This window comes from Nostoc sp. 106C (assembly GCF_002154725.1).
Classification (GTDB): domain Bacteria; phylum Cyanobacteriota; class Cyanobacteriia; order Cyanobacteriales; family Nostocaceae; genus Aulosira.
This window is the reverse complement of sequence record NZ_MTAW01000013.1, coordinates 19,983-31,055: the sequence shown is the minus strand read 5'-3', so window position 1 is coordinate 31,055 and position 11,073 is coordinate 19,983. Positions and strand designations below refer to the sequence as shown.

General features: G+C 41.8%; 13 protein-coding genes. 2 read left to right on the top strand and 11 right to left on the bottom strand.

The window, feature by feature from the left end:
• Positions 1-4: 4 nt before the first annotated feature.
• The 11 genes from BV375_RS00250 to gvpN form a co-directional block, all read right to left on the bottom strand.
• On the bottom strand, positions 5-538 hold the full coding sequence (locus BV375_RS00250; protein ID WP_086756016.1) for a chemotaxis protein CheW: 534 nt from the start codon (positions 536-538) through the stop codon (positions 5-7).
• Between the two features lie 14 nt (positions 539-552).
• Positions 553-915 (bottom strand): response regulator, encoded by a 363-nt coding sequence (locus tag BV375_RS00245; RefSeq protein ID WP_086756014.1) that lies wholly within the window; start codon positions 913-915, stop codon positions 553-555.
• A 171-nt stretch (positions 916-1,086) separates the two neighbouring features.
• Entirely contained in the window at positions 1,087-2,496 is a 1,410-nt protein-coding gene (locus BV375_RS00240; RefSeq protein ID WP_086756012.1) for a response regulator, read from the bottom strand.
• Between the two features lie 485 nt (positions 2,497-2,981).
• A complete protein-coding gene (locus BV375_RS00235; protein ID WP_086756009.1) occupies positions 2,982-3,680 on the bottom strand; it encodes a gas vesicle protein GvpC in 699 nt (232 codons plus the stop codon).
• A gap of 75 nt (positions 3,681-3,755) precedes the next feature.
• Complete coding sequence (gene gvpA / locus BV375_RS00230; protein WP_086756007.1) at positions 3,756-3,977, bottom strand: gas vesicle structural protein GvpA; 222 nt, start codon at positions 3,975-3,977, stop codon at positions 3,756-3,758.
• Positions 3,978-4,218: 241 nt separating this feature from the next.
• Positions 4,219-4,908, bottom strand: a complete 690-nt coding sequence (locus tag BV375_RS00225; RefSeq protein ID WP_086756005.1) for a GvpL/GvpF family gas vesicle protein — start codon at positions 4,906-4,908, stop codon at positions 4,219-4,221.
• A 72-nt stretch (positions 4,909-4,980) separates the two neighbouring features.
• Positions 4,981-6,804: an AAA family ATPase gene (locus tag BV375_RS00220; RefSeq protein WP_086756003.1), complete on the bottom strand. Its 1,824-nt coding sequence runs from the start codon at positions 6,802-6,804 to the stop codon at positions 4,981-4,983.
• Between the two features lie 155 nt (positions 6,805-6,959).
• On the bottom strand, positions 6,960-7,730 hold the full coding sequence (locus tag BV375_RS00215) for a GvpL/GvpF family gas vesicle protein (protein ID WP_086756000.1): 771 nt from the start codon (positions 7,728-7,730) through the stop codon (positions 6,960-6,962).
• Positions 7,731-7,766: 36 nt separating this feature from the next.
• Positions 7,767-8,201, bottom strand: a complete 435-nt coding sequence (locus BV375_RS00210; protein ID WP_086755998.1) for a gas vesicle protein K — start codon at positions 8,199-8,201, stop codon at positions 7,767-7,769.
• On the bottom strand, positions 8,188-8,535 hold the full coding sequence (locus BV375_RS00205) for a gas vesicle protein (protein WP_086755996.1): 348 nt from the start codon (positions 8,533-8,535) through the stop codon (positions 8,188-8,190). Before BV375_RS00205 ends, BV375_RS00210 begins: the two co-directional genes overlap by 14 nt.
• On the bottom strand, positions 8,532-9,704 hold the full coding sequence (gene gvpN, locus BV375_RS00200; protein WP_086755993.1) for a gas vesicle protein GvpN: 1,173 nt from the start codon (positions 9,702-9,704) through the stop codon (positions 8,532-8,534). The genes BV375_RS00205 and gvpN overlap by 4 nt, the downstream gene beginning before the upstream one ends.
• A gap of 213 nt (positions 9,705-9,917) precedes the next feature.
• Between gvpN and BV375_RS00195 the strand changes: the two genes are divergently transcribed.
• Together BV375_RS00195 and BV375_RS00190 are read left to right on the top strand one after the other, a co-directional pair.
• Complete coding sequence (locus tag BV375_RS00195; RefSeq protein ID WP_086755990.1) at positions 9,918-10,169, top strand: gas vesicle protein GvpG; 252 nt, start codon at positions 9,918-9,920, stop codon at positions 10,167-10,169.
• Positions 10,170-10,617: 448 nt separating this feature from the next.
• The gene (locus tag BV375_RS00190) at positions 10,618-11,064 is read left to right on the top strand and encodes a hypothetical protein (RefSeq protein WP_243713784.1); all 447 of its coding nucleotides are present in this window, start codon (positions 10,618-10,620) and stop codon (positions 11,062-11,064) included.
• The last annotated feature ends 9 nt before the right edge of the window (positions 11,065-11,073 follow it).

The following is an 11,073-nucleotide window of genomic DNA, read 5'->3' as shown; positions in this document are numbered from 1 at the left end:
AGTTTTAAATAGACTGAAGGGCTTGAATCACAGCATAGGTGTCAACTAACATCAAAGGGCTACCTTGAGCATCCATAAAGTAACCCTGCAAGAACGATTTGAGTCGGGTGGGTAACATCGATGCCGAAATCGCTAATCGCTCTTGGGAATCGTAAACTTCAATGGTATTGACTTGCTCCACCAATAGCCCGACAGTTTGATTCTGGACTTGAACAAGCATCGCCATGCCAGAGTTGCGTACATTTTCTCGCCTACACCAGTGTGTTGCTCCCAGTAAACCTCCTAAATCAAGAATCCAGATAGCTTCTCCCCGCCAATTCATGATGCCTAACAAGAATTCTGCTACCTGCGGCACTGGTAAAATCTCTGTGAGTGCAACTTGAATTACTCCCCGCAGATCGGCTAGTGGGAGTAACCCATTTACCTTTCCATTTAACGGAAATCTTAAAAACCTCTGGTTGTTTCCTTGGGAAGAGTTTTCAAGTGGAAATTGGCTATTAATGGGTAGCGCTCTAAAGCTATCATTGCTCTGTACCATTGCCCCAGTTTCCTTTAGCGAATAAATTTACTAACAGTCTGGAGCAAGGTATTTTCATCTACAGGTTTGACTAAATAGGCATCGGCACCACTCATATTGCCCCAAGTTCTATCAACATCTGTGTTTTTAGTTGAGCAAATCACTACCGGGATTGCTTTTGTTATCGGATCGGCTTTCAACTTGCGGCAGAACTCAAATCCACTTTGGCCTGGTAAAATCAAATCCAGTAAAATCAAGTCAGGTTTTTGTTGTTTCAACCGCAGTTGAGCCTCTTCACCACTGCGAACTTCATAAACTGAATATCCTCCTTGCTCCAGATAACGTGTCATCTTTTCGGATTCTGTGAGGCTATCTTCAACTAATAGAACTTTTTTCATTTTTATTCCTAACTATTTAATTGAGAATTAGAAGAATAATTGCGACATAATAGCTTAATAGAACCCAAAATCTAGCTTAAAAATAGGGACTAGGGAACAGAGAGATTTCCCTACGATTAACTGTTTTGAAAAGGGATGTATAGAAGCCAGTGGTATGACTGTCGCTTCAACTTAAACGGTTAAATACTTGTGAAGCATATTGAGTACTTTTTCTGCCTCTACAGGTTTACCTAAAAAGTCATTTGCCCCAACTAATTTTGCCCGCATCCGATCTACTATTCCATCTTTCCCCGTTAAGATGACAACCGGCACATCTTTGAGACTTGGGGTTTTACGGATTTGAGAACAAATTTCATAGCCATTCACTTTTGGCATCAAAAGATCCAAAAAAATGAAGTCGGGCTTGCTTTTAATTAGCTTTAAAACTGCCGTCAAAGAGTCTTGAATGCCAACAAAGCGATAACCTTGATGGGTCATAATTTCCTCCAAACTACGGCAGATTGTAGGGCTATCATCAACACAGGCTACTAAAGGCCTTGAGACATCAATAATTGCTTTGCTAGCCGCTGGGGGGGCAGTTTGTATAACAGTTTTCTCTTCTGTCTTCAGTGAAGAATTGGGATTATTAACTGCACTCGACGGAGTGACAATTTGTTTGTTAGCCGCTGGGGGAGCAGTTTGTATAACAGTTTTCTCTTCTGTCTTCAGTGAAGAATTGGAATTATTAGCTGCACTCGACGGAGTGACAATTTGTTTGCTAGCCGCTGGGGGAGCAGTTTGTATAACAGTTTTCTCTTCTGTCTTCAGTGAAGAATTGGGATTATTAACTGCACTCGATGGGTTGCCAGTTTCTTGACTAATTCCAATTTTTCTGGGGCTTGGAGTGAGTGAGAAAGCGATCGCTCCTGCTTTTACCAATGGCATCAATACCCGAGTCAAAGCTAAAGCATCCCGGCCGATTTTTTGCCCTATACCTCGTAAAGTTTTTGTGCCATCAACTAGAGAAATAATCACTTTAGAGGATGCTTGTCCTTGGAGTAGCTCAAGTTTTTGAATGACAGGATATAAATTAGGCGAGTAACTTGCCAGTCCTGCATCTCGCCATTCTTGCCAGGCTTGTGTAGCCTGTTTCCAGACTTCCTCAGTTGGTATTACAGCCAGGAGAAACCCCGGAACTTCACCAACAACGGTAGTATATGACAATTGTCCTGCTGGATTGTTGCCATTTCTTCTGGCTTCAACGAACTGCATTATATCAAACAAGACTTCAGCTATTAAGTTTGTAATCAGGCTAACAAGTTGTTGTTGTTCGATTAATTTTTGTTCTCGCAATTTAGCAAGAATGCAATACTCGCGATAATTTTCTTGGGGAGAGACAAGCCCCTCCAACTTTGTCACATCCAAATTAGGACAGTATTGCGACAAGTATCGTCGCCATCGCTCATCGGCATTAGAACCGCCAGCCTGCCAAATTAATCGTCCTAAACGAAAATATAGCGTCCAAGTTGGCCCATCCCTGGCTCCAAGATTCAGCCTGCCTGTGAATAATTTAGTTTGAAGTTGCTCGATCAATTGATTCACATTAGAATTCCCCAAACAATCCAGCTTATTAACCTCATCGTGCGATCGCCAATAGCACAGTCCAAAACCTCGATTGAGCTATCTCAGCTTGTGATATCCCTTTCCAATCCGGACATTTTTAAAGTTCAAAGCTGGAAGCTCGAACAAAGATTTAAGCTCTTTTTTTAATTAGAACTAGGTTATCTATATTACTTAGGCAACGTTACATATACTGAGACATTTGCTTGTCAATACAGACCTTAAAAAGATGGAAATATTGAATATTACAAAGCATAGGCCAGCTTTAATGCTTATCGATTGCGTACTATGCTTGCTTAAGGCAAAAGACACAAGCGATCGCATTCTGCTAGTACAAGTCGGCGGAAATAAACCTACAATCTGAATAGTTAAAAAGCTTGCAGCATAAGTATTCTTTCTTTTGACTTTTGACTTTTGCCTTGTTGTACTAGTCTGCAATTACAAAAAATGAGCTTGAATCAAGTTTGTCAAGAAATTGCTTGTTGCCGAATAAAATATTGGCGATCGCGTTGTTCTAGTAACCCTTGCTTGATCAAGGAGCGCAAGATATCTATCGTTTGCACCCGGCTTAAGCCTATCACCTCTTCAATTTCTATTAGAGTAGCTCCTTCAGCTTGCTGAATATATTGCTGCACTTTGGATCTAAGCGTATCTGCATTTGACGCAGGCACTTTCCTAGTCATGGTATTGACAGCAGGACGAAAACCAGTGGCTTTAATTGAAGAACGGGAAATTGACAATTTTGGAACTGTTGCTACTAATTTCTCTGTTTTAGCAGGAGGCGGAGCAACTACTTGTTGGTGATTGTGAGCGCCCCAGACATTTTTATGTAAAATTGCCCGGAAATTTTGCAAATCTTGGAATAATGCTTGAGCCTTTGCTGCCCGCTGTTGGCGGTATTCTTGCTGGCGTTGGCAGACATCTGTTTTTATTTGCAATATTTCTAATTGCCGCTCTACAATCTCTTGCTGAAATTGCTGTTGTTGTAACTTTCTGTTATTGTGAAGGCTAGTAACAGAACTGCTCAATTCTTGATGAAGCAAATCTGCTTGCAGCTGCAATTCTTGTTGAGTTAGCTGTTTCCACTGATTAACTTGTTGACGGCGTTCAGCAGTTATTTGCAATCGCTCTTGTCGCTCTTGTTCCCATAAATTCTTAAGAGCCATCAGCTGAAATCTCCTATTTTGTTAACTAGAAACATTAAATGGGAGCCATGAAGACTCCCCTTTTCTAATGTAGTGTTAAGCAGCAGATGGAACAGCAGCCTGAGATGTTAAACCAACTGCCTCTGCATATCTTAAGTAAGTTTCAACTGAAGCAATTACAATCCGAGCTTCGACTGCTAGCAGTTCAATACCAACTAAAGAAACCCGCACCCAAGCATCAACTACAATTCCTTTGTCTAAAATGCGGTCAATAACTTCAGCCAGACTTGAAGATGAGTTAACTTTTTCAACAGCCATTTTATTTTCCTCACATAAATCTAATTATTGGTTTCATCTTGCTCCGCGCGAGCAGTAGGTAAAACTTACACAATGTGTTTTATTCTTCCTGTATTTAGTTTTCCCAAAAATATAAGTTAAATAGCAAAGAATCAAAAAATACTGAAAAGTTTACAACATTTTTTTAGACAAAAAAATTCAAGAAAAAATCAAGACGAGATGATTTTTTCTTGGAAAGTTTTAAATATTATTTTTTATGAATTTATATGATAGTATTTTTGATAAAATGATAGGGTGGCAAAGGTTCGCTCAGTGCTAATTGCCAATGCGAGGATTGTACTTGCCAAAGAGAAAATTGCTGCGTACTGACCGTTGAATTGTTGCGCTGTGCTAAAAAGTGAATTTGCCGCACATCTGGCTGTCGAGTCTCACAGATAACATTTGAATATGTTTTGAGAATTAACTGGTTCAGGAGTTCCCACTGTTCGGATTGTTGTGCTTGAAATGCTTGCTGTGTTTGGTAGCGTTGTTTTTTAGCTAATAAATAGGCTTTCCCCCTAGCATCAATAGTGTCAGACTCATCAGGCAAATTACAAAGTGTAGCTTTTAAAGTGTACTCAACTTTGTCTCTTAGCTGAGTTAGGGTGTCTAGATACTGCTCTTGGTGTTTTTCTAGATGTTTCAGTAGTGTTTCAACAGAGTTAAAACCGCTCCCAAAACGTAGGGGAAGAAGGGGAGTTTGTTGAAAGAGTTCTAGAATTACGCGATCGTGGGTTAATACAGCTTGAAGTAAACGCTCATCTGTGGCTTGTAATGCTTCCAGTGAGATTTCCGGCTCTACGATCGCAGCTACACCAGAAGAGTAAACAAGTTCAGTATTCCTTTCCATCCCTACAGGTAGAACAAGCGGTGATGCGATCGGTACTAAAAGAGCATAGGCGTATATTGACATAAATTTTCGATGGGTTGGGGGTGTTCAGATCCCCGACTTCTTAAATAAGTCGGGGATCTATAAGATGAATCACTATTCAGATTGGTGCTGATTCGCAAGCATTTGATATGTAACTTGAAAATCATCATTGGTAATCTGAATCAGACTGGAGTCGCTTAATCCTTGGGCGCGGTATCGACGAATTGCGCTTAAAGCAGCTTGATTGCTCAACAAAGCTAAGTCTGCGCCATTCCAACCCTCGGTAACTGTCGCCCAAGTTTCTAAATCGACATCAACCAGGGGACGATCTAGATTGTGAACTCGTAAAATCGCTAATCGGCTGGCTCTATCTGGTAGATCGATTTTGATTTGTAAGTCCAATCTTCCGGCTCTAAGTAAGGCAGGATCGAGAGTTTCTGGACGATTGGTTGCTCCGACTAACAATACTTTCGGACATTCATGCAACCCATCCAATTCGGTGAGCAGTTGACCGACAACGCGATCGCTAACTCCAGAATCACCACTGAATCGTCCTCGTGCTGGTGCTAGGGTATCTATTTCATCTACAAACACAACGCAAGGTGCTGCTTGTCGAGCTTTGCTAAAGAGTTCTCTGACTGCTTGTTCTGCGGCTCCTACCCATCGGCTGAGTAATTCCGGGCCATTCACAGCAATAAAGTTGGCTCTAGCTTGGGAAGCGATCGCTTTTGCAAGTAATGTTTTTCCGGTTCCTGGCGGCCCCCACAATAAAATCCCTCGCGGAGGCTTGGCTTTGGTTTGTTCGTATAGTTCGGGATAGAGGAGTGCGCCCTCTACAGATTCTTGCAGTTTTTGTTTAACATCATCCAAACCACCAATGTCATCCCAACTGACATTCGGTGCTTCAACTGCTACAGACCTGAGAACTGAGGGTTTTATCTCTTTAATTGCTTCGAGAAAATCCTGCTGCATGACAGTCATGTTCTCAGGAATGGAACTGTTGAGCGAGGGGACTTGACGACGCAGGGCAATGTAGGCTGCTTTTTGACAAAGTGCTTTGATATCGGCACCAACAAAACCGACAGCTAAATCAGCGATCGCTCCTAAATCAACCGCAGTCTCCAAGGGCATGGCACTTGTTAAAATCGTGAGAATTTCCAGTCGTCCATTGCGATCGGGAACTTGAAAATGCACTTCGCGATCGAAGCGTCCCGGACGACGCAGCGCCGGATCGAGATAATCGGGACGATTTGTTGCTGCTAGTACGAGTACGCCCTCAGTTTTGGCAAATCCATCCATTAACCCAAGCAACTGCGCCACTAGTCTTTTTTCAACTTCACCTTCCACTTGGCTGCGATCTGGGGCGAGACTGTCAATTTCATCAATAAATATCAGGCAGGGAGCAGAACGAGTTGCTTTCTCAAAAATGCTTCGCAAACGAGCTTCTGCTTCCCCGTAATACTTGCTCATCACCTCTGGGCCATTGATGGCAATGTAGTTTAACTCTAACTCTTCTGCCAAAACACGGCCTGTTAAAGTTTTTCCTGTACCGGGAGGCCCAACTAGCAAAACCCCACGCGGAGGCTCTAATCCTAATTTCGCCAATAAATCTGGACGTTTCAGGGGAATTTCGACTAATTCTCTGATTTCCTTGAGAACATCACCCAAGCCGCCGACAGCTTGCCAAGAAGCTTTTGAGTTTGTCCGAGGTGATGGGGGAGTGACTTCAGCATCATCCATTGGTGTTGCTGCATCGGTGGAATTGGAGCGAACTCGGCTGGAACTATTTTTTCTCGGAATATTGCCTTGTCGAGGAATACTACTGAGATTATGAGAGCGAATTTGAATAGAAGTTTTTAATTCGCCTTTTTCTACTTTTTCTTCTAAAGCTTTGGCAATTTCTAATAGCTGTTCAAATCCTTTAAATATGTCGTCCATTGATTTTACTTAAATAGGGACTGGGGATTGGGGATTGGGGATTGGGGACTGGGTGAAAAATCTTGTTGTGTCTTGTTGCTATAAAGTAAGAAAAATTTAATTTCCCAAAAATTCCCAAGTTTCAATAATTTTTGATTTTCAATTTTTATTGCTGTTTAGTTAGAACTGAATAATCGTAGACGAGCAAAGTTAAAGGGGGCAGTAAAATTGTTGTAGCGAATTCGCAAACGTTCTTCAAATTGACGGTCGAGTGCTTCAACCTGTTCGCTAAATTGGGATTCTGCCTCCCAAGGAATTAGGTAAGCTGCGTTGTAAATCATTGTGTCCATTTGGGGAGTATTTTCCACCACATCGATCGCAATGGAGTTGAGCGTACCTTGAAATAAATTGATGATGCCTTGTTTGCGATCGCTCATTCCTTGTTCGATGGCTTGTCCTATTTGAATCACCTGCTCCATATTCAGAGGTTGACCCGCTAATTTATCCCTTTCGGTTTTGATATCTGGATTTTCTGCTAACAACCCCTGAATTTCTGCCTCGGTATCCCAAAAAACTTTGACACTAACTTCTCGACGGCCCGATAACTTTGCTAACAATTGCGTCAATTCTTCTTGATGAGGACGAATTAATTGTTGTGAAAACGTTTCCCAGCTTGCAACCAAAAGTCCAAATTGCACGGGTAGTAAATTGCGTTGGCGTAGCCCGTCGTAGACATCGCCTGCTTGCATGATTTCCTCAAGGACTTTCTCATGATTTAGCAGATTACGACGGCTTGCTAAATAACGCTCTTGCTGTGCTTCGGAGTAGATTACTGCAAAATCATCCAAAATTTTAATTTGTACGGGTTGCCGATCTAACCCTTCTAAACTTAAATCTTCCGGAGCAGGCAAGGTCAAAATTCCATAAATGTAAAAGCCATAACTCATAACAATGTCTTACCAATAAGAATGTAGATAAAAAATTTACAGGGGTTTAGAGGTGAGTACTAGTCTTAACTTGGCATGAACTAAGCTTAATTGAGCCAGTCCTAAGTCCAAGTCACCTTCAACTACCACACCCGTATTTAATAGGCGATCGAGGAGTTCTAGAATAGAGGGTTGACTAGAGGTTTCGCCAGGGTAATATCCTCCAGATTGGGGAAGTAAAGTTCCTATTTCACCCAAGTTAATATTTAGCTCGGTTGGGTCAATATCAAATACCTCGCAAAGCTTAACAACCTGTTGTTCTAGCTGTCGCAGGCTTTCGGCTGCCCGATCTAACTCAGAGTCGCTGAGGTTGCCAGCATCCATACGCCGAATCACCTGAGCTTCCATGAGTTGGCGTATCAGTTCGACAACCGTCAGTAACAACGGTGCTAAACCGGAATCGGAACCTTTTGATTTGCTAATCGCCTGCATTCTGATGATTAAGAGGATTGAGTGCTTTGAGCGATCGCAGTTCTGTTTCTAGACTGGCAACACGCTCTTGAAGTTGTTGATTAGTTGTTAATAAGGAACGAGCTTGACTATTCAGATAGGGGTCGCTCTCCCACCAGTTGATTCCAATCTCTTTGGCTTTATCAACAGAAGAAATCAACAAACGAATCCGGATGTTGAGTAGTTCTGTAGAGCCGACGGAAACTGAAATATCTCCTGCGATCACAATGCCTTTATCTAAAACCCGTTCGAGAATATCTGCCAAGGTAGAACCCTGAGTTGCGGTGATAACTCCCCGGTTAGTATGAGTACTCATTTGTTTATTAAATGGCCAGAATCAAAAGCCACTTGTGATAGGTTCGGCAGTTCTGCATTACCCTGCATTTGCAATAATACTCCCTGCTCTCTGAGAGACTTGAGTGCTGCGACAATTTGACTGCGCTCGATCCCTAATTCTGCTGCCAAATCAGAGAAACGCCTTCCTGGAGACTTGCATAGGTAGTTGTAGACTTCATGCTCGTAAGGTACTCGTTGTTCCAATACAATCTGATTTTGACTGTCTGGTGTTATCTCTTCTGCTGGCTGAGATTGAGTGTTTGTACTACGATACAATTCACGCAAAACCTCTTCCAGTAGCCGAGTTGCTTCCATACGAGGTTGATTTGTGCGAGTAAGCAGGATATCGGCACAAATATCTTGGAAGTTAGGATCTTCAAAGTTTACGGAAATTTCGTGTTCGTGACAAATTCTAGCAATCATCAGACAGGAACGTAAGCCACCGCCTTGCCCAGAGCCAGAGCGACTCCAAAACATCCGCACTAAGCGCACGATTTTGTCTGCTTTCTCAGAATCTATGCCCGTTTTCTGAACTACAATCTCCTGCTGAGTTAGTTCATCAGGTGGAGGCATATCGATGGTAATCACACGATCCATCAAAGCATCCTGAGTTGCATGAACTCCACAATACTCTTGAGGGTTCGATGTTAAGATTGCCCGAAACTGGGGATGAACCCGGATATACTCTGCTCGCTGTTGATTTGTTGGCAATACCAACAACCTCTCCTCAAGTACGGAAAGTAAAACGTTATTTACCTCCGGGTGCGATCGATTGAATTCGTCGTAAACCAGCGTAAATCCTTCTTTACAAGCTAGGGTTAATCGGGCATCAACCCAGTGTTGTCGCAGTTCATCCTCAACTTTCACAACGCTGTGGATGAAGTTATCAACAACCTTTTTGCGGGTGTAGCCTAACTGATTACCAATCAAGTCTGAGGTTTTAAACTCATCATCTCCAAATAAGAGGATGATAGGCTGGTTGAGCAAATCAGCTAGATGCATTGCCAGAGTAGTTTTTCCGACTCCAGCCGCACCACGTAAATGTACTGAAAAACCTGACTGTAGATAGCGCAAAGCACGTTGAGCGATGCGTTGAATAGCAGGGGTATTGACAAATCTCTGGGGAGATGCATTTAATACTGTTGTCAAACTCTAAGTACCTCCTCAATAAGAATTTTCTAAAAAAGTAATTTTTTGTACATCGGATATGTAAAATACGGATGCCAATAAGCCTTAACTGGACTCAAATCCAACGTATTTTGGCATCAACATAAGATTAAGTAATGTCTAATATTTATGTCATCAGCATGATTACGGTCTTGCGAGGACAGCTTTAATAAATCCACATAAGTGTAAAATGATATGGTTCTGCGCTTTTTACTATTACCGATTACTGGCCCATTAATGGGGGTAACGTGGCTTGGGGAAAAAATTTTAGAACAAGCAAGTACTGAAATTGATGATAAAGAAAATCTCAGTAAGCAGCTTCTTGCACTGCAACTTGCTTTTGATATGGGAGAAATTCCCGAAGAAGAGTTTGAAATTCAGGAAGAAGCCCTTTTATTAGCGATTCTGGAAGCAGAAAAGCAGGAACGCGCTCGCACACAAGAGTAAGACAGGAGGGAGAGGAGGAACTACACCCCCGAACGCGAGACTTTTTTCATCGAATTTAATCTGCGATGTGTGGATGAGAGAAAATATAAGTATCGCGATTCCGAATATAATCAGCCATGACTGAAACCAAACCCACTCGTACCGCACGCAGGGGACGAATATTCCCTGAAATTCAGTGAACATTACCATCTTTCTTCCCTCACGGGAATATCCCTAACTTTCCTACCTGGGCAGTTACAAAAAATGAGCGAACCAGGAGCTGAAAGTGAAAGTTTCAAATTTAGTTTGTATATAGTTAGTAGATAGGATACATACGCACATTAGGTTTTTCATTTTGAATTTTCAACAAGCGAATTGTGAATTTCTGACAATGAGTTAGTTGATAGCGATCGCTCTTTTACTCAGATCGCTAGAATATAACCGAAAAACTTAGTATTGGATCGAACACGTGCGCAAACACCAAGTTATTTTTATACCATTAGCACTGAGCTTAGTTGGCATCCTTGGCTTTTCTTATTTCAACAAGCGATCGCAGATTACTGCGTGCAAGCCATCAGAATTTATTGCCGCCAAAGGGAAACAATACTTATATCCAAAAAAAATAGTAATTCAGCCTTGGCGCGGTCAACATCATGTCTATGGTGTATTTTCAGTTTCCAAAGAATTTCAAACTGACAACTTGATGCAGGTTACATTACCCGATCACAGTACCGAATGCGGAATTGTAGATCCTATCGATAACTCCTATAGTAATGGTGCTTATGCGCAACCTGGACATTATTTAGTTAAAGGATATTTAAATACAAGAATTGCTCTTTTGCTGATTGTTCAAGGGAAAGGAAATGAATTAGAACAAGCTAATAACTGGACATTGGGTTATATCAAAAAAAAGTAGAAATGTTTT